26 protein-coding genes are annotated in these 25,781 nt (G+C 46.0%); 14 read left to right on the top strand and 12 right to left on the bottom strand.

Annotation, left to right across the window (positions count from 1 at the left end; all coding sequences use genetic code 11):
* Positions 1-510, bottom strand: coding sequence for a TRAP transporter small permease (locus AC4MRV_RS01895; RefSeq protein WP_038135089.1), 510 nt, complete (start codon positions 508-510; stop codon positions 1-3).
* A gap of 68 nt (positions 511-578) precedes the next feature.
* Positions 579-1,544, bottom strand: coding sequence for a sialic acid TRAP transporter substrate-binding protein SiaP (locus tag AC4MRV_RS01890; RefSeq protein WP_038135090.1), 966 nt, complete (start codon positions 1,542-1,544; stop codon positions 579-581).
* 237 nt (positions 1,545-1,781) lie between these two features.
* Here AC4MRV_RS01890 and AC4MRV_RS01885 point away from each other — a divergent pair, with 237 nt between their 5' ends.
* The 7 genes from AC4MRV_RS01885 (at position 1,782) to AC4MRV_RS01855 (ending at position 8,258) form a co-directional block, all read left to right on the top strand.
* The gene (locus AC4MRV_RS01885; RefSeq protein ID WP_491185719.1) at positions 1,782-2,504 is read left to right on the top strand and encodes a putative N-acetylmannosamine-6-phosphate 2-epimerase; all 723 of its coding nucleotides are present in this window, start codon (positions 1,782-1,784) and stop codon (positions 2,502-2,504) included.
* Entirely contained in the window at positions 2,492-3,355 is an 864-nt protein-coding gene (locus AC4MRV_RS01880) for an N-acetylmannosamine kinase (protein ID WP_491185718.1), read from the top strand. Before AC4MRV_RS01885 ends, AC4MRV_RS01880 begins: the two co-directional genes overlap by 13 nt.
* 4 nt (positions 3,356-3,359) lie before the next feature.
* Entirely contained in the window at positions 3,360-4,493 is a 1,134-nt protein-coding gene (nagA, locus tag AC4MRV_RS01875; protein WP_491185717.1) for an N-acetylglucosamine-6-phosphate deacetylase, read from the top strand.
* Between the two features lie 103 nt (positions 4,494-4,596).
* Positions 4,597-5,463, top strand: coding sequence for a glycerol kinase (locus AC4MRV_RS01870; protein WP_491185716.1), 867 nt, complete (start codon positions 4,597-4,599; stop codon positions 5,461-5,463).
* An 86-nt stretch (positions 5,464-5,549) separates the two neighbouring features.
* A complete protein-coding gene (locus AC4MRV_RS01865) occupies positions 5,550-6,473 on the top strand; it encodes a LysR family transcriptional regulator (RefSeq protein WP_491185715.1) in 924 nt (307 codons plus the stop codon).
* A 175-nt stretch (positions 6,474-6,648) separates the two neighbouring features.
* The gene (locus tag AC4MRV_RS01860) at positions 6,649-7,518 is read left to right on the top strand and encodes an NHL repeat-containing protein (protein WP_491185714.1); all 870 of its coding nucleotides are present in this window, start codon (positions 6,649-6,651) and stop codon (positions 7,516-7,518) included.
* Positions 7,519-7,592: 74 nt separating this feature from the next.
* Positions 7,593-8,258 carry a hypothetical protein gene (locus AC4MRV_RS01855; protein ID WP_491185713.1) on the top strand — a complete coding sequence of 222 codons (666 nt, stop codon included), beginning with the start codon at positions 7,593-7,595 and terminating at the stop codon, positions 8,256-8,258.
* A gap of 41 nt (positions 8,259-8,299) precedes the next feature.
* Here AC4MRV_RS01855 and AC4MRV_RS01850 read toward each other — a convergent pair whose 3' ends face one another.
* The 8 genes from AC4MRV_RS01850 to AC4MRV_RS01815 all read right to left on the bottom strand — a co-directional run bounded on the left by AC4MRV_RS01850 (position 8,300) and on the right by AC4MRV_RS01815 (position 13,735).
* Positions 8,300-8,728 (bottom strand): YccF domain-containing protein, encoded by a 429-nt coding sequence (locus tag AC4MRV_RS01850; protein ID WP_491185712.1) that lies wholly within the window; start codon positions 8,726-8,728, stop codon positions 8,300-8,302.
* 23 nt (positions 8,729-8,751) lie between these two features.
* Positions 8,752-9,045 (bottom strand): antibiotic biosynthesis monooxygenase family protein, encoded by a 294-nt coding sequence (locus AC4MRV_RS01845; RefSeq protein WP_491185711.1) that lies wholly within the window; start codon positions 9,043-9,045, stop codon positions 8,752-8,754.
* Positions 9,046-9,080: 35 nt separating this feature from the next.
* Positions 9,081-9,812, bottom strand: coding sequence for a sulfite exporter TauE/SafE family protein (locus AC4MRV_RS01840; RefSeq protein ID WP_491185799.1), 732 nt, complete (start codon positions 9,810-9,812; stop codon positions 9,081-9,083).
* Positions 9,813-9,895: 83 nt separating this feature from the next.
* On the bottom strand, positions 9,896-11,134 hold the full coding sequence (locus AC4MRV_RS01835) for a DASH family cryptochrome (RefSeq protein WP_491185710.1): 1,239 nt from the start codon (positions 11,132-11,134) through the stop codon (positions 9,896-9,898).
* A gap of 65 nt (positions 11,135-11,199) precedes the next feature.
* Positions 11,200-12,408, bottom strand: a complete 1,209-nt coding sequence (locus tag AC4MRV_RS01830) for an MFS transporter (RefSeq protein ID WP_491185709.1) — start codon at positions 12,406-12,408, stop codon at positions 11,200-11,202.
* 9 nt (positions 12,409-12,417) lie between these two features.
* A complete protein-coding gene (locus AC4MRV_RS01825) occupies positions 12,418-12,597 on the bottom strand; it encodes a hypothetical protein (protein WP_005470166.1) in 180 nt (59 codons plus the stop codon).
* Positions 12,598-12,728: 131 nt separating this feature from the next.
* The gene (locus tag AC4MRV_RS01820; protein WP_491185708.1) at positions 12,729-13,331 is read right to left on the bottom strand and encodes a glutathione S-transferase family protein; all 603 of its coding nucleotides are present in this window, start codon (positions 13,329-13,331) and stop codon (positions 12,729-12,731) included.
* Entirely contained in the window at positions 13,322-13,735 is a 414-nt protein-coding gene (locus AC4MRV_RS01815) for a rhodanese-like domain-containing protein (RefSeq protein ID WP_491185707.1), read from the bottom strand. Before AC4MRV_RS01815 ends, AC4MRV_RS01820 begins: the two co-directional genes overlap by 10 nt.
* A gap of 125 nt (positions 13,736-13,860) precedes the next feature.
* On the opposite strand from AC4MRV_RS01815, the gene AC4MRV_RS01810 reads away from it, so the two are divergent.
* The 5 genes from AC4MRV_RS01810 to AC4MRV_RS01790 all read left to right on the top strand — a co-directional run bounded on the left by AC4MRV_RS01810 (position 13,861) and on the right by AC4MRV_RS01790 (position 20,128).
* On the top strand, positions 13,861-14,799 hold the full coding sequence (locus AC4MRV_RS01810; RefSeq protein ID WP_491185706.1) for a helix-turn-helix domain-containing protein: 939 nt from the start codon (positions 13,861-13,863) through the stop codon (positions 14,797-14,799).
* A gap of 111 nt (positions 14,800-14,910) precedes the next feature.
* Complete coding sequence (gene norR / locus AC4MRV_RS01805; protein ID WP_491185705.1) at positions 14,911-16,440, top strand: nitric oxide reductase transcriptional regulator NorR; 1,530 nt, start codon at positions 14,911-14,913, stop codon at positions 16,438-16,440.
* Positions 16,441-16,634: 194 nt separating this feature from the next.
* Entirely contained in the window at positions 16,635-18,296 is a 1,662-nt protein-coding gene (gene hcp / locus AC4MRV_RS01800; RefSeq protein ID WP_491185704.1) for a hydroxylamine reductase, read from the top strand.
* A 71-nt stretch (positions 18,297-18,367) separates the two neighbouring features.
* Positions 18,368-19,402, top strand: coding sequence for an FAD-binding oxidoreductase (locus AC4MRV_RS01795; protein WP_491185703.1), 1,035 nt, complete (start codon positions 18,368-18,370; stop codon positions 19,400-19,402).
* A gap of 180 nt (positions 19,403-19,582) precedes the next feature.
* Positions 19,583-20,128, top strand: a complete 546-nt coding sequence (locus AC4MRV_RS01790) for a glutathione peroxidase (protein WP_491185702.1) — start codon at positions 19,583-19,585, stop codon at positions 20,126-20,128.
* Between the two features lie 28 nt (positions 20,129-20,156).
* On the opposite strand, the gene AC4MRV_RS01785 is transcribed toward AC4MRV_RS01790, so the two are convergent.
* Entirely contained in the window at positions 20,157-21,962 is a 1,806-nt protein-coding gene (locus tag AC4MRV_RS01785; RefSeq protein WP_491185701.1) for an ABC transporter ATP-binding protein/permease, read from the bottom strand.
* Positions 21,963-22,133: 171 nt separating this feature from the next.
* Here AC4MRV_RS01785 and AC4MRV_RS01780 point away from each other — a divergent pair, with 171 nt between their 5' ends.
* On the top strand, positions 22,134-23,030 hold the full coding sequence (locus AC4MRV_RS01780; RefSeq protein ID WP_491185700.1) for a DMT family transporter: 897 nt from the start codon (positions 22,134-22,136) through the stop codon (positions 23,028-23,030).
* A 41-nt stretch (positions 23,031-23,071) separates the two neighbouring features.
* Here the strand turns inward: AC4MRV_RS01780 and AC4MRV_RS01775 are convergent, their stop codons facing one another.
* Entirely contained in the window at positions 23,072-24,613 is a 1,542-nt protein-coding gene (locus tag AC4MRV_RS01775; RefSeq protein ID WP_491185699.1) for a glutamate synthase-related protein, read from the bottom strand.
* A 193-nt stretch (positions 24,614-24,806) separates the two neighbouring features.
* Here AC4MRV_RS01775 and AC4MRV_RS01770 point away from each other — a divergent pair, with 193 nt between their 5' ends.
* Positions 24,807-25,760, top strand: coding sequence for a GGDEF domain-containing protein (locus AC4MRV_RS01770; RefSeq protein WP_491185698.1), 954 nt, complete (start codon positions 24,807-24,809; stop codon positions 25,758-25,760).
* The last annotated feature ends 21 nt before the right edge of the window (positions 25,761-25,781 follow it).

Here is a 25,781-nt window from a genome sequence, read left to right as displayed (position 1 = left end):
CTACCTCTGTGCCATTTGCGAGTTAGATGCCTGAGCATCTTTAGTGCAACCAAACAGTTGCTTTGAAAGTCCAAACATTTTCTCAAGCTGTCTGAACACCATAAACAGTCCGCCTAAAGGCAAGCTATAGTTCATCCAACTGCTTGATACCCCTAAAGTAATCAACTCGAAGAACGCAGTACGCTGAACGTGTTGATAGCCTAAATAGATGATGGCGATGATAGAAAACAGCACCGCAACTTCTAATGACAGCACTAATGCCAAGCGGGCTTTTTCAGGCAATTTATCTGAGAAAAAAGTGATGTTGACGTGTGTATTGCGCTTAATCGCAATCGCACAACCAATTAACGACATATACATAAACAGAACTCGGGCGAGTTCTTCACTCCAAAGAGAAGGATCATTGAGTAACCAACGGGTACCAATCTGCCAGGTCAGAACAACCAAAAGCACCACCATTAAAGGTACGGTTATGATCTCTTCAATATTTTCAATTATCTTCTTAAACATCTTGAGCTCCATGGCTGGCCAAGTGAGGCCAGCCTGAATAATCGAAATAAACTGTCTCGTCTATTTCCTTACATAGCTGCGAGTTTCTTAACTACAGGCTCGCCGATCTTTTCTTCAAACTCAGCGTACAACGGCTGCATTGCTTTACGGAATGGAGCTAGATCTGGGTAAGTGACATTCACGCCTTGTTTTTCAAAGAATGAAATCAGTTCTGCTTCTTGCTGTTTCACAGATGCAGTGTGCGCAGCACCCGCTTTAGCCACGGCTTTATTAACGATCTCTTTTTCTTCCGCTGAAAGCTTTTGCCACGTCGGCTCAGAAATGATCACCATCTGGTCATTAACGATGTGGTTAGTCATCGCCAAGTTGCCTTGAACTTCGTAGAACTTCATGGTTTTGATGGTAGGTAACGGGTTCTCTTGGCCATCAACAGCGTTAGTTTGCAGTGCTAGGTAAACTTCAGAGAAAGCCATCGGTGTTGGAGATGCACCTGACAGTTTTGCGTAGTTCAGATTTGGCTTAGCGTTTGGCACACGTAATTTAAGACCTTTAAAGTCTTCAATGTTATTTAGAGGGCGGTTAGAAGTGGTTTCACGCGTACCATTGTACCAAGTATCTAGCGCACGCCAGTTAAACTTAGTCAGCATTTCTTCACGAACACCTTGACCAAATTCCGAATCAAACATACGACGTAAGTGATCATAATCGCGGGCAACATAAGGCAGTGTTACCGCTTCGGCACGTGGGATCCAAAGACCCATTCGACCAAATTCAGCGTAAGTGATATCCAAATCACCCATACTCAGTTGCTGAAGCATCGCTCGGTCATCACCTAGCTGAGCACTTGGGTACAGTGCTAGCTTCAACTCGCCATTACTCATCTCTTCAATTGTGTCCGCTAGAAGCTTCGCCGACGTGTATTCGACAGAACCAACAGAAGCTTGCATACCCATTTTTAGGGTCGTTTCAGCGTTAACGGAAACGGCACAACCAAGAGCCAGCATAGCGATAGTAAGTTTGTTGATGGCTTTCATATTATTCCCTTTTATTCGATTTTTACCTTGTTTCACCAATTTCAAAAAAAACTTTTATTTTGTTTGAAAAAAATCTTCGTTATGGATTATTATTGCCGTGAAGATTATTTTCAAACCAACTTTTTGCAAAATGTGATCGCGGACAAAAATTCGCCAACGTTATCAATTGGCAGACTGATTAGACGAATTGTGATGGATCGTTTTCTTCTCATCACTCCGCAATACAACGCTTAATTTATGAGGCCCGTCGTGAGAACAAAAAATCTAAATATCAATGAGTTAAAATCATCCTTGCTAGGTCAAACTGTGGTTTCTATTCAACCAGTCGTTGGTAGTCCATTAGAAAAAACAGAATTTATCGTCGCGATGGCGCTGGCTGCAGAACAAGCTGGAGCGAAAGCTCTTCGTATTGAAGGTGTCGAAAATGTCGCCGCTGTGGCTGCAGTGGTCAGTGTACCAATTATTGGAATTGTGAAACGTGACTTGCAGGACAGTCCTGTTCGCATCACACCTTTTGCCAGTGATGTTGATAACCTTGCGAATGCGGGAGCCACCATCATTGCTTTCGATGCCACTGACCGTGAGCGTCCAGAAAGCCGTGAACACATTGCTCAAGCGATCAAAAACTCGGGGTGCTTTGCCATGGCAGACAGCTCTTGTTTTGAAGATGGCGAATGGGCCAACTCACAAGGCGTTGAAATTATTGGCTCAACGCTATCGGGCTACGTCGGCGGCATTGAGCCTAGCGAGCCGGATTTGCAATTGGTGAAACAGTTTTCCCAAGCGGGATTCTTTACAATGGCAGAAGGTCGCTACAACACACCCGAGCTAGCAGCTCAAGCGATACAAGCAGGCGCAGTGGCGGTTACTGTAGGTTCAGCGATTACTCGCCTAGAAGTAGTCACCAACTGGTTTAATGCTGCGACACAAGCGGTAGGGGAAAAACAATGCACACACTAGCCATCGACATTGGCGGCACCAAGATAGCCTTAGGCTTAGTCAGAAATGGTCAACTAATTGAACGCACCCAGCTCCCGACACCTAAAGCGCAAAATGCAGAGCAGTTTGCGCAAGTGATTCTCGCGCACGCCGATAAGTGGCTGCCAGAGATAAACAAAATCGGGGTTTCAACAACGGGCTTAGTCACCAAAGACGGTATTTCAGCCATCAACCCAGATACCTTAGCTTTTCCAAGCCCTTTCCCACTTGCCCAAGCGCTGGAATCACTGACCAATAAGCCAGTCGCGATGCTCAACGATGCCCAAGCAGCTGCATGGTATGAATTCAAAGCTCTCGGGAGCACAATAGACAACATGGCGTTTATTACCGTCTCAACGGGCGTGGGAGGCGGGGTTGTCATTAATCGCCAATTGCATCAAGGAAATGCAGGTCTAGCAGGCCACATTGGACATACCGTTATTGAACTTGATGGTCCCAAATGCGGTTGTGGTCAAACAGGGTGTGTTGAAGCTATCGCTTCAGGAACCGCGATTAAAAAGGCCAGTGATGACTATTTCTTCCCGCATATTTCGAACATTGACCTGTTCTCCCTTGCAAGTAAAAGTCAGCATGCAGAGGCCATTATTGCTCGAAGTGCCAACGCTATTGCAGCGCTTTGTTGTAATCTCAAAGCCACATTAGACCTCGACATTATTGTCTTAGGCGGAGGCATCGGCTTGGCAACAGGTTACCTTGACCGAGTCAATAAAGCGATAGCCTCTAGACCAGGAGCATTTCAGGTCTCAGTGGTGGCAGCCAAAGGTGACTACGACGCGTGTCTACTGGGCGCAGCCTATCAATTCAAGGAATAATCTTATGATCCTCAACGCCATTTCCGCTCCGCGTATCTTTGACGGACGTCAGTACCACAGCAACTCTGCTCTATTATGGCGCGATAACCATATTAAAGCCATTGTCCCACTCGAAGAGCTTTCGAGTGAGATACCTGTTCAACACTTTAGTGACTCAATAATCTGCCCCGGGTTTATCGATATTCAAGTTAATGGCGGCGGAGGGGTGATGTTCAACAACGACACTACGCCAGCGGCCATGCAAACCATCACCGAAGCGCACAGGAAGCACGGCACAGCCTACTTGCTGCCAACACTGATAAGTGCGACACCAACCAAAATTTCAGAGGCTTTGTTGGCTTGCCAGCAGGCACTCAATGACCGATTACCTGGAGTGCTGGGCATACACTTGGAGGGGCCATGGCTAAATCCGGCCAAAAAAGGCGCGCATGACTCTGCCTTATTCTATTCACCTAGCCTAGAGTCTTTGCAGCAGTTACCCTGGCCAGACAAAGGACAGCTCTTAATCACTTGTGCCACTGAACGCGTTGATATTGGCGCCCTGTCTTGGCTAGAAGCAAAGGGAGCGACGATTTCGTGCGGGCACTCAAACGCCACCTTTGAGCAACTGCCTGCGGAAAAGCTTAAACATATTGATGGGTTTACTCATTTGTTTAACGCTATGTCACCACTCGAAGGGAGAGCTCCCGGGGCTGTCGGAACAGCGCTGCTCACCGATCATGCTTGGTGTTCCATCATCACTGATGGCATCCATGTTCACCCTCAAAGTGTCTTGCTAGCACATAGAATAAAACCGAAAGGCAAGTTGTTGATAGTCACCGATGCGATGGGCTCGGTGGGCAGTGCCAATGATCAGTTTGAGCTTGATGGTGAGGTTATCTCGGTGGTTAATGGCAAGCTCGTCAATCAAGAAGGTGCACTCGCTGGAGCCCACATAGGGATGGATGAATCCGTGGCCAATGCGATTCAATGGGGAATAGATGAAGCAGAGGTTTTAAAAATGGCTTCAACCTACCCTGCTCAGGCGCTCAAATGTGAGCAGCTTGGTTATCTCAGACCGGGTTTTAAAGCTGCTGCAACTGTCCTATCTAATGAATATCAATCTCGAGCGGTACTCGTCGATGGTAAACTCTATTAACTCAACCAAGGCGTTGCAATAAACGCCTTTACTATCTAAAAATCAGCCACTTGACCCCAGTGCGTTTTCCCTCAACAATGATTGTAAGTTCAAGGAGCGCACTATGTCAGATAAACTATCCACCACCGCCCTCGCCAAGTCGCGTCAACAAGATGCGAAAGAACTCTTTACCGAGTTAAAAAACGCAGGCTATATCAACCGAGGTGACGAAGGTTGGGTGCTCACCGAGATTGGGGCTAAGTTTGGCGGTGAGTACATCACGCACGCCAAATTCGGAAAGTTTATTGTTTGGCCACAAAACCTCCTCATCGATCATGCTGCGAGCAGTGGTAATGCACTCTCTGCTACTCAAATAGGCCAGCGCTTTTCTCTGCCAGCGAAGAAAATCAATCAACTCCTGCAAGAGCTGGGCTGGCTTAGTCGCACTGAACAAGGTTGGCAGGTAACTCAATCAGGTCTTACTGTTGGTGGCCATCAACGAGAAGATAAAGAGACCGGTACGCAATTTGTGGTTTGGCACGATACCATCATTCGTAATAAGCGCTTGAAGCAGTCGGTCGTCGAATTTTCCGGACAAGACGCTGAAACACACGCGACAGACAAATCCTTGTCCAGCTTTAGGCAAAAGTTTGAAGCCAAACATCGCACCCTCGATGGCCACTATGTGCGCTCTAAAGGTGAGCTCATCATCGACAACTGGCTCTATATGAACGGCATCGTTCATGCCTACGATCGCCAATTGCCTATCGAACAAGACGTATTGAGTGACTTTTACTTGCCGGCAGGAAAAGTGTATCTCCAATATTGGGGAAGTGATTCTGGTGAAATCGATGCAGAGCAAAGAGATAAAATAATAGCTTTATACCAAGAGCATGGTTTTGCCCTTATAGAAGTGACTCCTGATGACATTGAGCACCTTGATGAACGATTGCCAAGTAAATTAAGAGAGTTTGGAATTAAAGCCTACTGATTGACGTTGCTCCAACTATCATCAATTTCAATTGGTTTCTCGATACAAGGACGTATTACTATACGAGGAATAGGAAAGGAAAAACCATGGCCAAAGACTTATTCGCAACTCTGGATCTGAACCTCCTCAGAACCTTCATAATTCTTCATCAAGAACGTAATATGCGTAAGGCATCCGAACGCCTATTTGTTTCACAGCCAGCCGTGAGTAAGGCGCTGCAACGTTTACGCGATCACTTCGACGATGAACTGTTTGTGAAAACCCACCATGGTTTACGTGCTACGGAGTATGCCAATACTCTTGCTGACAATATTTCTCCACTGCTCGACCAATTATCGAACTCACTAAATGAATCTAACTCTTTCAAACCTGAAGAGTTAGAAGGGGTGATTAAAATTGCTCTAGCGCCGTTTATTTTGAGCTCATTTGCCAGTGACATTTTCCTTGCGATCCGCTCCCAAGCACCTAATATCCAAGTTCAGCTCCTTAATTGGTCAAAAAGCACCATGCAAGAAGTCATCAATGATGAGGTGCTATTAGGGGTGAACTATGAGATTGGCCACGCTCCCAAAGAGCTTATTTGCAAGAAAATAGCACAAGACAGCTTTCATGTTTATGTGCGAAAAGATCATCATTACAAAGGGACCATAATGCGCTTCGAGCAAGCGTCTGATTTTGAGTTCGCTACCATCATTGCCGCAGACTGGAACTCGACCCAATCGTTTACCGAAAAGATGCTCAAATTACGCAATATAGAGCCAAAAATCGGTTTTCGTTCTGAACTGCCTTCCGCTGTAATTTCCGTCGTAGAAAACTCAGATATGGCCTTCCCTGCGTCTAGACTTACTAACGCCGACAAGTCAAACACACTGCGCCGTATTCCGATAGTTATGGATAATGAAGAGTTTGGCCCGGAAGTCTTTGCCTATTACCACCATAAAAATCGCCAAAACAAAACGGTGCAATGGGTACAGGGAATTATTCAAGGTATTTTGAACGCTGATAACTAACGGTTATCAGCCACTTTCCGCTTTTTTATTAATAACCTAACGTTAATGGCTCTTTTCGTTTTAGCGATTAGAGCCACTTCACCTGTCCCCATATACTTCTCTCATCGGCTAGGAACGCCACTTCATAAGCAAGAAGCTTGGTTAGTACGACATTAAATTTTTGAGAGAACACATTATGAAACTTAAACTTCTATCTACTCTAATTGCCGCATCAGTTTTAGCTGGTTGTTCAACTGCAGGCTCATCATCTAACGGTTCATCGAACCCTCTTCCTGTTAATCCAATTGAAGCACAGCCAGAAAACCCTATCGAGTCAGGACAACAATATACGATTGATGCTCAAGGTAACGTTTACAACAACGGTAGCGAAGTTGCTAAATTAGATACCACAACAGGTCTATTGACAGTAGATGGCGTCGTCGTCGGTAGTGTTGACTCTCATGACCTTGCTTCTGGTTCATTTGTAATGGTTGACCATTCATCAGGTAACACTTGGAAAGTCGAAGTGGACAAGCAAGGCAACCTAACTCTAAGCCCAATTGATGTTGATGGTGGCTGGGGCAATGTGCCTAAAGAGAATCCTATCGAACATACCCCGGAAAATCCAATAGAGCATGGCCCACAAAACCCTATTGAAGCACACCCAGAAAATCCAATTGAAGTAGGCGGTCAGTACATGATTGATGCGCAAGGAAACGTTTACAATAACGGTAACCAAGTTGCTGAGTTAGATACTAAAACAGGCCTGATTACTGTCGATGGCGTAACTGTGGGCCGCGTGGAATCTCACGACCTAGCTTCAGGTTCATTGGTTATTGTTGACCACTCTTCAGGTAACACTTGGAAAGTTGAAGTAGATAAAAAAGGCAACCTGACGATTACACCGGCTGATATCGATAGTGGTTGGGGGAAAGTGGATGGCGAATGGGATCTAGACAAGCTACCTAAAGCAGATGAACTTAAAAACAGTCTGCAAAGCCTGTCGCAAGAGCAGCGTCAACAGCTTAAGCAAGCAGTCAAAGATCGCGTAAACGCTCGTTCATAATCATCTCAACTCCACTGACAAGCAAAGGAGCCGCTTAGCAATAAGCGGCTCCTTTAATTTTAGGTCTATTCACTATGAAGCATATATTAACGCTATCGAGCCTTCTGTTTAGTTCAGCACTCATCGCTCAACCAATAAAAACGGAGCCTAAATATTACGAACCCAACTTAAGCCTACAAGCGGCGCAAAACAATGATGAGTGGATTGGAACACTAGCGGGAACGATTCAAGCGACTGAAGAGATAAGCATCTACGCCGAAATTGACACCACTGGCTACCTAGAGCTTGGGACAGGTTATGGAACTATGCTTGGCCAGTTTTATACTGAAGCCTTTGTTAGTTATGGCCGAGCCGACATTGTCGACATTTATGATGCAGGTGTTTTTACCGCAACAGCGCTCACACCTAATTTAATGGTCTTTGCTAATTCATCCCATGAGTGGCGAAAAAGCACACTAGGTAAGCACTTACCTGCTTTAGAACACACTAGCCGAGAATGGAAAAATACCTTAGGTGCTAACTACAGCATCAACCCTATGCTAAACGCCAGCTATACGTTTAATTACGATAAAGGTCTCACTGACTCTGGCTATCGCACCAGTCAAGATATCCAACTGACTTTTAAACCTAAATGGGTTGAGCCTTACATCAAATATAGCTTTGGTGATCATCGAGTCACACCAAGCTCAAGTGTGACAGGGGATGATAGTGTCGAGGTGGGCATTAATATCCGTTTCTAAATACAAAGCCCCAACTAGTGGGGCTTTGTGTTGTAAGGTGGCTATTTAGAGTAGCGAGCCATAGCAGCTTGTTCTTTTGGCACTACAGTTTTACCTATCGGCGCCAAAGAGATATAGGCGAGTTTCAAGTGCTGCAACGCAAATGGAATACCAATGATGGTAATAAAACACGCAACCGCTGACATAATATGGCCGATGGCCAACCAAATACCTGCCAACAAGAACCAAATCACATTGCCTATTGTTCCTAGCGGACTGGTACCTATGTCCATTTCTTTAGTTAGCTCATCACGGCTAATCACTTCTTGTCCAAACGGGAAGAAAGAGAAGTTACCAATAACGAAACATGCTCTGCCCCATGGAATACCTATAATACTAATGAAGCAAATCAAGCCGACTAGCCACCAAGCAAGCCCCATGATAACGCCACCACATAAAAACCAAATAATATTACCGAGTATTCTTAACACTTGTTTCTCCTTTCTAGAAAACCTTAGCCGTAGACCTGTTCAAAATGCTCTACGGTTGGGAATGGGTCATAAAAATGGTGTAAAAGAGCCTTCCATTCCTGATATTCGGCAGATTGTCTAAACCCCTGCTCATGGTCTTCTAATGTTTGCCAATTCACTAACAAAATATAGCGACTTGGGTTTTCAATACAACGTTGAAGTTGATGCGACACATATCCTTTCATGCTAGAAATAATCGCCTGCGCCTTAGCAAAGCTCTCCTCAAACTCAGCCTCTAAATTCGGTTTAACATCCAATATTGCGACTTCCAGTATCATTGTTTTTCCTTAACCTAAGATGAACAGATAGAATTTTACTGAATTAACCCTTGCCACACAGCCGTTGCGCCACTCACGGTACATAGTGCCAGAGCGCCGGTGCGGATTTTCTCTTTAGGCAAAGAGTGGGTGGTTAATTGCGCCAGTTTATAGCCTACCCAAGACGCTGGGATAAGAGGGATAGAAATCCAAAAATGGTGCAGTGTAAAAAATCCCGCTGGTATCTGAATGATCAGCGAGATAATCGAGCTAAACACGAAAAACGCGGAAAGATTTCCCCGCAGCTGATTCGCCTCTTGGTGCTGTAACAGCAACGCCATTGGTGGGCCACCGATGGCTGAGCTGGTACCAAAAAAGCCAGAGAAGAAACCCGCGACTCCCATACGAGCTGGCGTAGGCTCTATACGAAAAGGCAACAAACTCACCGCGACCGCGAACAACACAAGCAAACCTAGCCAAAGAGCCAACAACTCAGTCGAGACAAGAACCAACAGAATACCACCAGCAATAGAACCTGGAACTCGGCCTATCAGCGCCATTTTTAAACCGCCAATTTCGACACTAGCACGGTGTTTTAAGGCATTGAGAATCGAGATGAACAGCGCCACCAAGCAAATCGGCGCGGGAACGTAATCTGGGGAAACCAAAATCAGCAAAGGCGCTGCGACAATCGCCAAACCAAATCCAATCGCTGTTTGCACAAACGATCCTAAGAAGATCAAAAACGCGGCAATCAGAGCCTCTGACGTTATCCATTCAGCGTACATATTAATCATTTATTACAAGTCAGTGAGAGACTTCATAATAATCTAACGCGATGAAAATGCGACCGTTTTAAATGATTAAAGTCTCACTGCTTTTCAGATGCGTTTTGCCATCGGAGAGTGAACGATGAATCGGGGTCATAAAGCTCAGCCTGTTTGAGCAAATTAAATCGCCTTGCAGGGTTTGGATCGGCGCCAACACCGGATAGATACTGCCAGTTTCCCCAGTTTGAAGCGACGTCATAATCAATCAATTGAGTCTCAAAATAAGCCGCTCCACGTCGCCAATCCACACCTAACTCATGAATCAAACAACTCGCCACCAATTGACGCCCTCGGTTAGACATAAAGCCCGTCTCTTTGAGCTGATTCATGCATGCATTGACAATAGCAAAATCTGTCTCTCCCTTTACCCAGCGTTGATACGCTTTATCATCAGACGGCTTAGAGGCTTGTTTCGATGTCAGTCCAGAGAAATAGAATACTTTTTCCTGATGCTTGCGCCCGTACCAATAGAAGTACTCTCGCCATAACAGCTCAAATACAATCCAGTACGTCGACTGATTGGCACCATTGCGTTGCTCATATTGGCGTAACAAAGCGACAATTTGCGCCGGAGAAACACACCCAAGAGCGAGCCAAGGAGAAAAGTGTGTCGAGCTGGAGTCCCCTTCTAAACGGTTGCGAGTCTCTTTGTAGGTACTAGCAAAAGGGTGGGAAAAGTACCAAGTCGCGTGTTGGGTCGCAGCGCGCTCACCTCCTACAAAGCCGGTAGGAGTTGCAGTCTCTCCGAGACGAAACGAAGTATCCTGCGAAGGATAAAGGTGCTCAAAAATGGGCTCAACTTTTTTGCGAAACTGAGTAAAGGTTGCAGGGAGCTCATCAAGTGGAAACGGCAACTGGCTCAAGTGAAAAAGCGTGGTGTTGTCAGACTGAACCACCTCTAGCATCGGAAGTTTCTGCTTGATGGCACTGATCATTGCGGTCTCATCAAATCCCGCAGACTCGCTGACGTAAAGATGGCTTACTCCTCGGTAGCCAATTAACTCAGCCAAAGTTTCTATTGTACCTCGCTCAACGATAATGAGCTCAACGCCTAACGCCGCGAGGCTCTCAGAAAGATCTTCAACCGACTGGTGAATAAACCGCTCTCTGTGAGTGCCAAGGTTATCCTCAGCGGAGAAAGCCGCTAGATATTCTGTCACGCGAGGCAGGCAATAAACGGCGACTAACTCGTCAACGTCGTTGAACGCGCGGTCGAGCAATGAATTGTTTAAGCGTCTTAAATCGTTGGTAAACCAGTATAAGCCGACAGTTGTTTGCACAGTAATGCCTCCTCTACGTTGCACGATTATTCGATACGTAGAACAGAGGCATTTAGTTTACCCAGTTATGCCGCTGCTAATCGCTGCACTGGTCTATCGTTAATTGGCAAGTGGATTAGAGCTGCGGCAAACGCCAGAACCACAGTTGACCACCAAATTGGATCATACGAGCCGTAATAATCATAAATACGCCCGCCAGCCCAAGCTCCTAAAAAGCTACCAACTTGGTGAGTGAAAAACACCAAACCATACAGAGTTGACAGGTACTTGGCACCGAAAATCTGTCTTACTAAGCCTGACGTTAATGGCACCGTACCAAGCCAACAGAAACCAATCGCGCCACCAAAAATCGCCGCAGTGTGCTCCGTGACAGGCAAGGTAACAAAAGCACCAATCACCACTGTACGCATCAGGTATAGAGCAGACATCACATGGCGCTTGCTGTACTTATCACCCATCACACCCCAAAAATAAGAGCCAAAGATGTTGAAAATACCGACATACGCGAGCGCCATCGCGGCAGTTTGCGCCGACAAGTTCTTATCCGCTAAGTAACTTGGTAAATGGGTCGCAATAAACATGACGTGGAATCCACAGACAAAGAAGCCCGCATGGATTAACCAGTAGCCTTTGTGGCTAAAAGCCTCTTTTAACGCCTGCTTAAGCGTTTGTTGTTGCTCCACAGTTTGCACTACAGCATTATCTGACGGCTTAGGCGAGCGCATAAATAATGCAAAGGCAATCATAGTCGAACAAAGAATTGCAAAGCCCTGCAATGCGCCTTGCCAGCCAAATTCAGATAGCATAGTTTGCGCGCCCGGGATCATAGCGAACATACCAAATGATCCAGCAGCAGTCGTCAAACCGAACGCTTTTGCAGCGTGTTCCGCCGGAACCACTTTCGCCACCGCACCCAACACAATCACATAGCTCGTGGCACTTAAACCAAGACCAACTAATACGCCCAGTGACAGATAAAGCATGCTTGGCTCTACAGCGATAGACGTTAGGTACAAACCTAAACCATACGCGATAGCACCTAAAATGATGATGCGTTTAGCGCCAAACCGGTCTGCAGCCATACCAACGAAGGGCTGAAACACACCGAACAAAAGGTTTTGCAGGGCAATCGCAAAGCTGAAAAACTCGCGTCCGGTTTGAAAGTGTTCTGATATTGGCATCATAAAAATGCCAAAAGATTGTCTGATACCCAGACAGGTAATTAAGATGGCGATCCCTAGCCAAACAATGATTGGAAATCGAAAAATGCTCATCGTATAACCTTAGTGATGATGGTGGTGAGAATGGTCATGGCCTTCACCTGTTGTCTGGTGACAGCCGCTATTAATCGCTTGCTGAGCCAATAACGCCAATAGTTTGGGAGAGTTATGGACTGCAACAAGAGAAAGTACTAGCAGTAGAGTCATTCTCATTAGCTGAGCAAAAAGTGATTGAGAAAACATAGTTCTAAATCTCAGCATAGGTTTCAAAAGAGCGCGAAGTGTAGAGATCCCCGCGCAATGACTCAAATGACATTTAAACAAGACAACTATGCATAATGTGCATACTATGAAAACACTTGATGGGAATATGTTCAGACGTTAGCTTGCCAAGCTCTCAGTTCATCAATGCCCTTGTTCAATAATGACCAATTGAGCAAACTTCGTTGGTAGTCGAGTGCCTTCCCTTGCAACTCAATTCCGTATGTTTGTAAGCGATACGCCAATACCGCGTAAAACGCATCCACTAAACCAGGCTCTTCAAACATAAATCGCCTTTGTGCTTGAGAAAAAATAGCCGTCACCCGCTCTACATCTTGCTTTAACCCAGGATGAGTCAGATCAGCGGGTGGCACAGTTTCAAGTGTAAAACTGCATTGCTCGCGTAAACACATGAAGCCAGAATGCATTTCATTACACATCGCACGCGCTACTGCTCTTTCACTTTGCGCATGCGGGTAAAGTTTTCCATTCGATAGCTCATTTAAATACTCTGCGATGGCTAATGAATCGTGAATCGTTACCTGTTTATCACGTAACACAGGGACTAAACCTGAAGATGATAAAGCCTTGAGCTCAGCCTTTCGCTCTTCTTTGGATAAATCAATCACTTTCACTTCAACATCGACACCTACAATTTGCGCGCACAACCAAGCTCGTAAAGACCATGTTGAATCCGTTCCAACAATTAATTGCATACTGCGACCTCCTGCGAAACCAACTCAAACCCTTCATCAAGCCAACCTGTCACCCCACCAATCATCTTCTTCACTGGTCGGCCTAATTTAGAGAGACGAATAGCGGCTTTCTCTGTGCCATTGCAATGTGGACCTGCGCAATAGACAACAAACAAGGTGTCTTGAGGAAATTGTGCCAATCGCTTTTCGTTAAGCCTTGGGTGAGGAATATTGATCGCACCGTCCACATGTCCTTGCTGATATAACGCTTCACCACGTACATCAACCAGCACGAAGTCTTGCAAATCATTGCTTAACGCGTGGTGAACATCCCAACAATCAGTTTCAAACTTTAGTAGTGATTCAAAATGCTCTAGTGCTTCTTTGCTACTTGCCGCTGCCACTCTTGATACTGCACTTCCCATACCATTTCTCCTTGTTCGCTTTCGACACCACCTATAATGCGGTGAAATTTCAAGCAAAAGAACTGGCTTATAAGACAAGCTTCGTTAATATTAAGCCAAGCTATTTGTTCACCAAGGATTGGAAAATGAATCGTATTGCCATACTCGCCCACTCACACGTCACTTTATTTGAGATGTCCTGCGCCATTGAGTTGTTTGCTTTACCAAGACCTGAATTTGACACTTGGTACACCACAGATGTCGTTAATCTCGAAGGTGAGAGTATCAATACCACTGGCGGAATTACCTTAACCGCCCAACGCATTGAAGATTTAACCAACTACGACACGCTTATTGTCCCTGGCTGGCCTACTTGGGACTTTTCCATTCCGCCAGCCATCGAGCAGCAAGTAAGCCTATTTGCTCAGCAAGGTAAACGAATTTTGACCTTATGCTCCGGTGCGTTTTTATTAGCGAAACTCGGACTTCTGGAAGGAAAAAGAGCGACAACACATTGGATGTATGAGCAAAAGTTTCGCGCCCAATTTCCAAACGTCGACTATCAACCAGATGTTTTGTATGTGTTCGATGGTAATTTTGGCTGCTCTGCAGGTAGTGCTGCTGCGTTAGATTTAGGACTGGCTGTTATTCGCAACGACTTTGGCTACTCAGTCGCAAACCAAGTGGCGAAACGTTTGGTAGTGTCAGGGCATCGCTCTGGCGGCCAAGCTCAGTTTGTCGAAACGCCTTTGCTTGAAGTCCCTAACCAGTTTTCCCAGACCTTGGATTGGGCGAAAAGTAACTTAGATAAAGTGATTCAAATCGATACCCTAGCCAGTAAAGCGAACATGTCGCGTCGAACCTTTGATCGCAAGTTTCGTAGCAGCTTCAATATGTCACCAAAAGAGTGGTTAACCCAGCAACGGATTGAAAGAGCGAAGGCATTATTAGAACAAGAATCTACCTCGGTGGAGCAACTCGCCAATCTGGCAGGCTTTGACAATGCCACAACAATGCGGCACCACTTTCGCCGCCTAGTGGGTGTTTCACCTCAGCAGTACCGCTCACAATTTAATGCTGGATAAGATTTCACTTGATACAAATCAACCGTATAGCGTTTATACCCATAGGTACGATGTTAAAATGACATCCAATTGTTAGGATTGCCCGCAATAATCATTGGCGGGTACATTGTAATGCATCAAAACATGAGCCAAGTGCTGCTTGATATCGCACTCAACCTCAGCTCCAACCTCAATAGCGAAGCGCAATATCAACATTTGATCGACGGTATTGATCAAGTTTTTCCATGTGATGCCAGCGCCTTATTTATCTTTGACGAAGATGGCTTCTTGGTGCCTGTCGCCGTAAAAGGCCTATCGGCCAGCGTTCTCGGAAGACGTTTTTTCCCTAAAGCGCACCCTCGCCTTGAAGCGATAATGAAAAGCAAACAGCCAGTCCGTTTTGATGCTAACTGCGAGCTGCCTGACCCTTTCAGTGGCGTGCTACTTAGCGAAGAAGCGGAGCTCGACGTGCACGACTGTTTAGGTTGTAGCTTGCATGTGGATGGACAACTGGTTGGCTTACTCACCTTAGATTCAATGACTGTCGGCGCCTTTGACGCCATCGAATCGGTCACCATTGAAACCTTTGCCGCACTTGCTGCTGCTACCCTGCGTAATATCGGTCAAATCAAAGCGTTAAAAGCACAAAACAAAAAACAAAAACACGTAACTGAAACCTTGATCCAACAAGCTCGCTCTAAAGAAGGTGAAATGGTTGGACTAAGTCCTCAAATCCAACAGCTTAGGAACAACATCGCAACGGTAGCCCAATCCGATTATGCAGTACTGATCACGGGAGAAACAGGGGTAGGCAAAGAGTTGGTCGCTCACAGCGTCCACGCTCAATCACATCGCAGCACCAAGCCGATGATCTACGTCAACTGTGCAGCACTGCCCGAAGGTTTGGCAGAAAGTGAGTTATTTGGTCATGTAAAAGGCGCGTTTACTGGCGCAAATGGATCCCGAGCTGGTAAATTTGAACTGGCCGATGGGGGCACGATTTTCTTAGATGAACTGGGTGAATTACCTTTGGTACTGCAAGCCAAATTGTTACGGGTCATTCAACAAGGCGAGTTACAACGTGTCGGCAGTGATAAACACCTATTAGTCAATGTACGCATCATTGCTGCAACCAATAGAGACCTAGAACAAGAAGTCGCTCAAGGGTCGTTTAGAGCCGACTTATATCACCGTTTAAACGTTTTCCCAATTGCCGTGCCTCCGCTACGTAAACGAGAAGGCGACATTCCAGTTCTTGCCGGCTATTTGCTCGAAAAGGTTCGCAGCCAATTTAACATCCCCAACTTACACCTTCATTCCAAGGCGCTGACTCAACTAGAGAGCCAAGTCTGGCCTGGTAATGTACGTGAGTTAGAGCATACCTTAACCCGCGCCGCTCTAAGAGCTATCCAGCAAAATGAGCAAATCATTCAGACTAGCCACTTTGATGGTGAGTACAAAACTAGCGATGTAAAAAACACATCCAAGTATTTCCCCCAACAAAGCGCCGGTATGCGCTCATTGATAGAAGATTATCAAAAGGACCTGATCATCCATGCGCTTGATAAATCGGAGAGAACTTGGTCAAAAGCAGCGGATTTTTTGCAGATGGACCGAGGAAATCTATATCGCATGGGCAAGAAATTCGATATCAACATTTAGTCGCCATCAATTCTTGTTGTAAAAACAACATCATGCACGATGTTGTTTTTACAACACCGGGCACAACAAAAATACATGTATACCAATAAAAACAACAACTTAAAAAGTGGCACGTTACCTGCTCTTACAGTGACATATTAAAACCAAGCGGATTAAACCGCTGATAATTATTTAATCGTTACTGGAGACGCGCCATGTTCTGTATTCAATGTGAACAGACTATTCAAACCCCTACTGTTAAAGGCTGTTCATTCGCACAAGGTATGTGTGGTAAAACTTCTGAAGTTTCTGACCTACAAGACGTTCTGGTTTACACATTGCAAGGTGTCTCATACTGGGCTGAACAAGCGAAAACATTCAACATCATCGATAGTGAAGTTAACCAATGGGCTCCTCGCGCCTTCTTCTCTACACTCACTAACGTTAACTTCGACCCTGAACGTATCCTTGAGCTCGCTTCGCAAGCGGCACAATTTAAAGCGCGCCTAAAAGAACAAACTCTTGCTGCTGCAAAACTGGGTAATGTTGAACTAGAAAATGCTCCAAGCGTCGCTGATTTTGAGTTACCAGCCAACGCCGAAGAGATCTTAGCATTCGCACCACAAGTGGCGGTAAACCGTGGCTACCAAACCATCAGTGAAGATGTGATTGGCCTTCGCCTACTTTGCTTATATGGTTTGAAAGGCGCTGCTGCGTACATGGAACACGCTCGCGTACTAGAACAAACCAATGATGACATCTACGCGGAATACCACCAAATCATGGCATGGCTAGGTACTGACCCAGAAGACCTTAATGCACTTCTAGAATGCTCTATGCAAATCGGTCTAATGAACTATAAAGTTATGGAGATGCTGGATCACGGTGAAACTGCAACTTTTGGTCATCCAGAGCCAACAGCGGTTAACGTCAAGACTGTCAAAGGTAAAGCCATCCTAGTATCAGGCCACGACCTACACGACCTAGAAAAGATCCTTCAACAAACAGAAGGCAAAGGCATCAACGTTTACACCAACGGTGAAATGCTACCTGCACATGGTTATCCAGAGCTTAAGAAGTACCCTCACCTAGTGGGTAACTACGGTAGCGCTTGGCAAAACCAGCAAAAGGAGTTCGCTAACTTCCCTGGCGCAATCGTGATGACGTCAAACTGTCTGCTTAACCCTAACGTGGGTCAATATGCCGATCGCCTATTTACTCGCAGCATTGTTGGCTGGCCTGGCGTGGCGCACATTGAAGGTGATGATTTCAGTGAAGTGATCGAATGCGCACTTGCACAAGACGGTTTCCAGCACGATGAAATTGAGCAAATGATCACGGTGGGCTTTGGTCGCAACGCACTCATGCAAGCGGCACCAGCAGTGGTTGAAGAAGTGAAAGCAGGCAACATCAAGCACTTCTTCCTAGTGGGTGGTTGTGACGGTGACAAGTCTGAGCGTAGCTACTACACCGACTTCACAGCGCAAGCTCCAGAAGATAGCGTCATCCTAACCCTTGCTTGTGGTAAATTCCGCTTTAACAAGAATCAATTTGGCGACATCAACGGCATTCCACGTCTTCTAGACGTTGGCCAATGTAACGATGCGTACTCAGCAATTCAGTTGGCACTCGCGCTATCGAAAGAGTTCGACTGTGACATTAACGAGCTGCCGCTTACTCTCGTTCTATCTTGGTTCGAGCAAAAAGCGATTGTTATCCTACTCACACTGTTCGCTCTTGGCGTGAAAGGCATCTACACCGGCCCAACGGCGCCTGCGTTCTTAACCGATAACCTACTCGCCATCATTCAAGAGAAATTCGACATGCGCAGCATTGGCAATGTTGAAGATGATCTAAAAACCATCCTAGCGGCTTAATCGTTCACTATTAGCGCTCAACAAGCAGGTATTCCATCTGTTGTTGGGTGCTTTTGTCTAAGAGAATCAAGATGTTTATTGAATGGCAGAATAACCAGGCAGCTAAAATGCGCTGCAGTGATAAATGGCAAGAAACAGAAGATACGGTAAGTATTACACTCATGGCGGCGGATGGCAGCCACCTGCATTTTAGCAACTTCAAACCGGGTCAATTTGTTTCGCTAGGTTTTGAACTTAATGGAAAAATGGAGTTTCGCGCCTATTCCATCGCTTCTATGCCGGGTGATGACCATTTAAAACTCACGATAAAGAGAGTGGATAACGGCTTAGTATCGAACCACATTATTGACCAATTTAACCCTGGTGACCTCGTCGATGTTTTAGCGCCAACTGGGCCATTTAATAGCGTTGATTGCCAGCCAAAACAGAAAGTCGCCCTGCTCAGCGCGGGCTGTGGTATCACACCAGTTATGTCGATGGCTTCCACGTGGCTGCGCGATAAAACCGACATTGATATTGTCTTTATTCATATGGCCAAAAGTGCGCGTCAAACCATCTACTTCGATCGCTTGGAATCAATGGACGCCACACACGAAAACTTCAACTTGAAGCTGTTACTGAAAGACAATACTGGCACCCGTCATCCTCAAGGACGCTTAGATAAAGGGTGGCTAAGTACACTTTGCCCCGATCTTGCCGAGCGCACCGTTTACCTTTGTGGGCCAACTCTATTCATGCAAGATATGGAGTCCAACTCACTGGCGCTTGGTGTTGAGCAAGAACAATTCCATCAAGAAAGCTTTACTCCGATTGAATCTAAACAAAGTGAAGGCTCAACAGATGTAGTCCAATTTGAAGTCCCGTCTTTTGGCGTTTCTACTCAAGCCGCTCATGGGGCAACGTTAGCAGATGTATTGGAAGAAAACGGCGTCCCCATCATCATCGCCTGTCGCAGTGGTATGTGTGGTTCATGCAAATGTAAGGTAACCAAAGGTGAAGTGTCACAGACCAGCACTGAAACGCTGTCGGAAGACGATCTCGCTAATGGCTACACCCTAGCCTGCTCTAGTCAATTACAAAGCGATGTAGAAGTTGAACTAATGTAATTCGATAAGCGAGAGCAAACTCTCGCTTTTTCTTCTGTGCCTTTCTCTTCTGCAAATAGCAGCTTACCATTACGTTAAATTGAGACCCAGAGAGTAGATAACAAGAAAATAAGTCTCTTCTATGATCGCGAAGCTGAAAAATCAGTACCTATAATTAAACTTGATTGAAGGACTAGCACGATGAAGATATCACGCCTATTTATTCTACCTGCGATACTACTTAGCTACAGCGCTGCGATCAGTGCAGCAGACTGCCCCACACTTCTCGGTGCAAAGCAAAGGCTTCTCAACTCTGATCAAACCATCAATTTATGCGAGCAGTTCAAAGGCAAAACGCTATTGGTTGTGAATACGGCTAGCCAATGCGGTTTTACCTCTCAATATTCGCAGTTAGAACAGCTCCATCAAAAATACAAAGCTAATAACTTTGCCGTGGTGGGTTTCCCATCGAATGACTTCAAACAAGACCGAGGCAGTGAAGAGAATACAGCTAAAGTGTGCTACCTAGATTACGGCGTGACCTTCCCTATGATGGCAAGAAGCTCAGTGAAAGGCCACTCTGCAAATCATGTTTTTACCCAAATAACTCAGCAAGCGGGAGTAGAGCCTAGGTGGAATTTCTACAAGTACTTAATTGACGCCAACGGTCAAGTGGTGGCGACGTTCCCAAGCTCTACATCGCCAATGAACCCAGCATTAATCCAAACAATAGAAAAGCACCTTTAAAAGAGATGGCCCAATAGGTCTACCTCAATTACTGGATGGATTTGAACTGCAACTCCACCAGCCGCTGATAAAGCTCACAGCTTTGCATCAAGTCACTATGACGGCCGACATCAACCAGTCGGCCCTGATCTAACACCGCTATTTGGTCTGCATGCTGAATCGTCGAGAGTCGATGGGCAATAATGATCGTCGTTCTGCCTTTCATTAGCTGCTCCAATGCTTGTTGAACATGGTGCTCACTTTCACTATCGAGCGCACTAGTCGCTTCATCCAGTAACAATATGGCAGGATCCTTTAGAATGGCGCGCGCAATGGCAATACGTTGTTTTTGCCCACCAGATAAACGCACGCCCCGCTCACCTAAGAAGCTCGCATATCCTTCAGGTAGCTTGATAATAAAATCGTGAGCATGCGCTTTCTTTGCTGCTTCTATCACTTGTTCATCTGTCGCTTGGGGGTTGCCATAGCGAATGTTGTGCATTACATCATTGCTAAACAGTGCAGGTTGCTGAGGAACCAAGGCCATTTGCTGACGCAATACGGTTGGATCAAACGCCCGTACATCGACACCACCTAACGTAACCTTTCCCTCACTTGGGTCATAGAAACGCTGGAGCAATTCAAAAAGCGTAGTTTTCCCAGCGCCTGACGGGCCAACTAACGCCAGCACTTTTCCTTCACGTGCTGTCAAATTAAGTTGTTCAATCGCCGCTGAGTGAGGACGAGAGGGATAGTGAAACGTCACCTGCTCAAAGGATACTTCGCTGGCTAATCCATCAGCTGTTTTCTGGTGGTCGGTCGGCGGCGCAATGTGGCTATCCACCTGCAAAATTTCGATCAATCGCTCCGTTGCTCCGGCCGCACGTTGCAGCTCTCCCAGCACTTCGGAAATTGTAGCAACAGAAGAGGCGACCATAATGGCATAAAAGACGAAAGCGCCTAAGTCACCCGCTGACATAGTGCCTTGAATGACATCCGTTCCGCCCACCCACAGCATGCCTGCAATCGCGCTGAACACAATCACAATTACGCCAGAGATCAAAATCGCTCGCTGCTTTACTCGACGTCGACCGATGTCGTAAGCGCGCTCTACTTCCTTAGAAAATGCCGCCTGCTCATGCTGTTCATAACTGTAGCTTTGTACTGTTTTGATATGTTCAATCGCTTCTCCCGCATAACTGCCCACATCCGCCATCGAATCTTGACTCTGACGTGATAAAGCTCGAACCCGTCTACCGTAAAACAGGATCGGCACCAGTACAAAAGGTACGGATGCCAAGACAATTAAGGTCAGTTTCACGTTGGTGGCAAACAGCATGATCACGGCACCAATGCACATCAGTGCGCTGCGCATTGCCATGGAAAACGAAGAGCCAATAATACTTTGCAACAAGGTGGTATCAGTGGTTAAGCGCGACATGATGTCTCCGCTGCCATTGGTTTCAAAGTAGCTGGGATGAAGGCCAATCACATGGTTAAACACTGCCAAGCGGATATCCGCGCTGACTCGTTCTCCGACCGAAGAAACCAAATAGAAACGAAAGAAGGTGCCAATAGAAATCAGCACCGTTATGGTCAAAATAAACTGAATGGCGTTAGTGAGCTGCTCTGTCGATTGCTGGGTAAATCCCTGATCAATAAGAATGCGAACCCCGTAACCAACAGACAAGGTTAGCGACGCTGTAAACACCAATGCTAACAAGGCCGCGGCAACTTTGAGCTTATAAGGTTTAATGAAAGCCAAGAGCTCCAGTAAAATGGCGAGATTCTTAGATTGGCCTTTCGTTTCGGACGGGTCTGGTGTTAAAGGTGCTGATGTGGTTTGGCTTTGCACAGGATTCAACCTCGTTGTTCGGACCTTGTTCTTTACTCAGCTTATCACTTGGCATCACATATCAACAAACCTTGTGAGTGACACCACACGATATCCGCTACAAGCGTATGGTTTACATCACCTCAGCTTGCCGTATCATAGCCAACTTAATTGAGAACGTTGAGAATAAGAATGCCTTCTACATTCACTCCAGTTATCCCTGTTGGGGTTCGCTTCATGCTGCTGTCAGCGCTAGGTTTTGCACTTATGTCAGCCTGCGTAAAATACGTCAGCGTTCACGGTATTCCTCTGTTTGAGATCGTCGCCGCTCGGGCTCTCGTCTCACTTATCATTAGTTACATCGACATCAAACGTAAATGCCTTTCTGTTTGGGGAAACAACAAACCACTACTATTACTGCGCGGTGCAGTTGGCACGCTGGCATTAATGTGTGTCTACTACTCGGTAACAACACTGCCCCTCGCTGAAGCGACCATTTTGCAATACGTACACCCTGTGTTTACTGCGCTACTTGGCTTACTGTTTCTTAAAGAGCGTATTCAGCCTGCAACTCTCATTTGCATTGCACTCTGTTTAGTCGGCTTAGGACTGATGGTACAACCTAGTATGACCGAAAATTCAGCGCATGAGCTGCCATTATTTAGCGTCATGATGGCGCTCGTTGGAGCTCTAGGTAGTTCTATTGCCTATGTTGTTGTGCGTAAACTCAGCCAAACTGAAGACAGCTCAGTGATCATTTTCTATTTCCCAATGATTGCCTTGCCTACCTCTATCGCCTTAATGTGGAACGACTTCGTCATGCCTAACCTGTACATGACAATGATGCTGGTTTTGGTCGGTATTTTTACTCAGATAGGCCAACATGGTTTGACTAAAGCGATGCAGACTCAAGCCGCTGGCCAAGCATCAGCCTACTCTTATGTTCAGATCGTATTTTCAACCTTGATTGGTGTCTGGTTGTTTAACGAGATCCCATCTATTTGGACCTACATGGGCGGTGGACTGATCGTAACAGGGGCGTTAATCAATGTGTTTGGTAAGAGGCTCGTTCCAGCTCGAGCTAAATAGTGCAGAAGTATTGAAGGCCCGCATCAAACGGGCCTTCAATCTTATGACTTATCAAAACCCGAATAGTTGATTCCAGAAAGTTTTGCCATCTCTCTATTCCAAGTCGCTAAATCATTATGATTAAACTGACTCAATGCGGAATGACCACATGCTCTCGACATCACCTGCATTAACTCAACGGAAGCTTCAAAAAAGTTCTTGAGTTGCAATGACGCTTTATCCACATTTAAACGCTGGCGAAGATCCGCTTTTTGGGTTGCGATCCCTGCCGGACAGTTGTTGGTATTACACATTCTTGCCGCAACACAGCCAATCGACTGCATAGCACTGTTTGAAATCGCTACACCATCAGCGCCGAGTGCCATTGCTTTAACAAAGTCCATAGGCACACGTAAGCCACCGGTAATGATTAACGTCACTCGCCCAGATGCCCCCTGCTCATCTAGATAACGACGCGCTCTCGCCAATGCAGGGATAGTTGGCACACTAATGTGGTCACGAAACATAGTGGGCGCCGCTCCAGTACCACCGCCTCTACCGTCTAAAATGATGTAATCCGCGCCAGCATCTAAAGCAAATTGGATGTCCTGTTCGATATGATTGGCACTGAGTTTAAAACCAATAGGAATCCCCCCAGTCACCTCTCTGACACGGTCACCAAAACGTTGAAAGTCCTCGACACTGTTTAAGTCCTTAAAAGTTGGCGGTGAGATAGCCGTTTGGCCTTCCGGAATACCGCGTACCTCCGAAATTTTGCCAATATTCTTGTTGGCAGGAAGGTGACCTCCAGTCCCTGTTTTAGCTCCTTGACCACCTTTAAAATGGAATGCTTGAACGCCTGTAAGCTTATCTTCACTGTAGCCAAACCCTGCACTGGCTAACTCATAAAAGTAGCGTGAATTAGCCGCTTGCTCTTCTGGCAGCATACCGCCCTCTCCGGAGCAAATGCCCGTACCGGCTAGCTCTGCCCCTTTTGCGAGAGAGACTTTCGCCTCTTCTGATAGCGCGCCAAAACTCATGTCAGAGACAAACAGCGGGATTTTCAATGTTAGCGGGCGCTTTGCTTGCGGGCCGATAACAAGCTCTGTCGAGACAGCGACCTCTTCAAGCAGAGGCTTGGTTGCCATTTGAGCGACCATGATTTGAATGTCATCCCAACTCGGCAATTGATTTCGCGGTACACCCATAGCGGCCATAGGGCCATGATGCCCCATCTTGCTAAGACCTTCTCGCGCTAGCTGGTGAATAAACTCAACCGTTGGCTCTTCAGGAGTGACAACGGCTATCGGCATCGCTTCTGAGCGAGCACTAACACCGGGTCCCTCCTTTCCCACTTGCTCTGCAGAAAACTGCTTATGAGTGCCATCACAAAATGGCGCGTTGGCAGTGTGTTTACACTGGCACAAATAACCATCTTCACTTTTATCTGCCACAAAGCTCAATGGTTTAAATGCAGTGCCTGCATGTGAACCATCACAGTATGGTTGTTTTTTCGATTTACCGCATCGACAGAAATAGTACTCTTGCCCTTCTACTAGCTCGACTTTAACAGGCTTGTTGTCCGCTATTATTGGTTTGCTCATAGTGCGTTCCTTAATCATGCCAGACTCTTAGGTCGGTCACTGTTAAGCCTAGAACACCTTGCGCTTGTCGCCATCTCCAACTAAAAACTGTCTTAGAAACGTTTCGTCACAGAATTGCGCCTTCGATACTATTCATTAAACATTCACTTATGGCAGACTAGAAAAACATAACTGAATTTTATAAATCACACTCATGGAAGAGTACGAAACCAAGATTGCTCAGCTTCAGCAAAAAATCACTGAACTAGAACAGACCAATCAGCGTCTCGAAGAGAAGCTCAATGCCGCTTTAGACGGCACTGGTTTATGTCTTTGGGAGCAACATGTCCCAACAGGGAAATTGCGCATTTTCAATATGGAATGGGGAAAGATGCTGGGCTACCAACCTCATGAACTAGAAGCGACAGTGGACGTGTGGAAACGTAAACTTCACCCTGAAGACTACGATCTCGCAGTCGGAGCTTTTGAAGCCCACCTTAAAGGGGAATCAGACGCGTATCAGGTCGTGCATCGTATGTTACACAAAGACGGTAGCCATAGTTGGGTCTCTGATCGAGGTCGAATCGTAGAATACGATGCGAATGGGCAACCACTGAGAATCATGGGTACTCACATTGATATCACCAATGAAAAACGCTATGAAGAAGAGCTGTCTCGCCTGGCCCATGAAGACCCTCTCACCGGACTATTCAATCGACAAGCACTTAAGTCATATTTCGTGGAATATACCAATGCTCATCCATTACGATCTTCAGTATTAGTGTTTATTGATTTAGATAACTTCAAAAACGTCAACGATAACCTTGGTCATAAGGCTGGCGATTTAGTTTTGATTGAGGTTGCCTCTTGGCTGAAACGGTACGCTCCTCGTGATGCGTTTATTTCTCGACTTGGTGGCGATGAGTTTGTGATTCTTTGTCATAATGATGAACCACACTGCTTTAACCAATTCGCCGATAAGTTACTAAGCCAATCTTACCAACCTATTCAACTTGAGAACGGCATTGCAAATATCGGCTTCAGCATTGGGATATGTCAATTTACGCCACAAGGTCATTGCTTCGAGGAGCTCTACGTGGCGTCAGATCAAGCTATGTATAGCGTCAAACAAAATGGCAAAAATGGTGTTGCGAGAATACAGCTGTAATAGCGGTACCCTCGCATATAT

Source organism: Vibrio sp., from assembly GCF_984391705.1.
Note: the sequence above shows the minus strand (reverse complement) of the source record. Positions and strands in the feature narration are given on the sequence as shown.

Bases quoted from the DNA above. Each gene is read 5' to 3' on its own strand.
- AC4MRV_RS01895 (WP_038135089.1), bottom strand. From the start codon at position 510: ATGTTTAAGAAGATAATTGAAAATATTGAAGAGATCATAACCGTACCT.
- AC4MRV_RS01890 (WP_038135090.1), bottom strand. From the start codon at position 1,544: ATGAAAGCCATCAACAAACTTACTATCGCTATGCTGGCTCTTGGTTGT.
- AC4MRV_RS01885 (WP_491185719.1), top strand. From the start codon at position 1,782: ATGAGGCCCGTCGTGAGAACAAAAAATCTAAATATCAATGAGTTAAAA.
- AC4MRV_RS01880 (WP_491185718.1), top strand. From the start codon at position 2,492: ATGCACACACTAGCCATCGACATTGGCGGCACCAAGATAGCCTTAGGC.
- nagA (WP_491185717.1), top strand. From the start codon at position 3,360: ATGATCCTCAACGCCATTTCCGCTCCGCGTATCTTTGACGGACGTCAG.
- AC4MRV_RS01870 (WP_491185716.1), top strand. From the start codon at position 4,597: ATGTCAGATAAACTATCCACCACCGCCCTCGCCAAGTCGCGTCAACAA.
- AC4MRV_RS01865 (WP_491185715.1), top strand. From the start codon at position 5,550: ATGGCCAAAGACTTATTCGCAACTCTGGATCTGAACCTCCTCAGAACC.
- AC4MRV_RS01860 (WP_491185714.1), top strand. From the start codon at position 6,649: ATGAAACTTAAACTTCTATCTACTCTAATTGCCGCATCAGTTTTAGCT.
- AC4MRV_RS01855 (WP_491185713.1), top strand. From the start codon at position 7,593: ATGAAGCATATATTAACGCTATCGAGCCTTCTGTTTAGTTCAGCACTC.
- AC4MRV_RS01845 (WP_491185711.1), bottom strand. From the start codon at position 9,045: ATGATACTGGAAGTCGCAATATTGGATGTTAAACCGAATTTAGAGGCT.
- AC4MRV_RS01840 (WP_491185799.1), bottom strand. From the start codon at position 9,812: ATGTACGCTGAATGGATAACGTCAGAGGCTCTGATTGCCGCGTTTTTG.
- AC4MRV_RS01830 (WP_491185709.1), bottom strand. From the start codon at position 12,408: ATGAGCATTTTTCGATTTCCAATCATTGTTTGGCTAGGGATCGCCATC.
- AC4MRV_RS01825 (WP_005470166.1), bottom strand. From the start codon at position 12,597: ATGTTTTCTCAATCACTTTTTGCTCAGCTAATGAGAATGACTCTACTG.
- AC4MRV_RS01820 (WP_491185708.1), bottom strand. From the start codon at position 13,331: ATGCAATTAATTGTTGGAACGGATTCAACATGGTCTTTACGAGCTTGG.
- AC4MRV_RS01815 (WP_491185707.1), bottom strand. From the start codon at position 13,735: ATGGGAAGTGCAGTATCAAGAGTGGCAGCGGCAAGTAGCAAAGAAGCA.
- AC4MRV_RS01810 (WP_491185706.1), top strand. From the start codon at position 13,861: ATGAATCGTATTGCCATACTCGCCCACTCACACGTCACTTTATTTGAG.
- norR (WP_491185705.1), top strand. From the start codon at position 14,911: ATGCATCAAAACATGAGCCAAGTGCTGCTTGATATCGCACTCAACCTC.
- hcp (WP_491185704.1), top strand. From the start codon at position 16,635: ATGTTCTGTATTCAATGTGAACAGACTATTCAAACCCCTACTGTTAAA.
- AC4MRV_RS01795 (WP_491185703.1), top strand. From the start codon at position 18,368: ATGTTTATTGAATGGCAGAATAACCAGGCAGCTAAAATGCGCTGCAGT.
- AC4MRV_RS01790 (WP_491185702.1), top strand. From the start codon at position 19,583: ATGAAGATATCACGCCTATTTATTCTACCTGCGATACTACTTAGCTAC.
- AC4MRV_RS01780 (WP_491185700.1), top strand. From the start codon at position 22,134: ATGCCTTCTACATTCACTCCAGTTATCCCTGTTGGGGTTCGCTTCATG.
- AC4MRV_RS01775 (WP_491185699.1), bottom strand. From the start codon at position 24,613: ATGAGCAAACCAATAATAGCGGACAACAAGCCTGTTAAAGTCGAGCTA.
- AC4MRV_RS01770 (WP_491185698.1), top strand. From the start codon at position 24,807: ATGGAAGAGTACGAAACCAAGATTGCTCAGCTTCAGCAAAAAATCACT.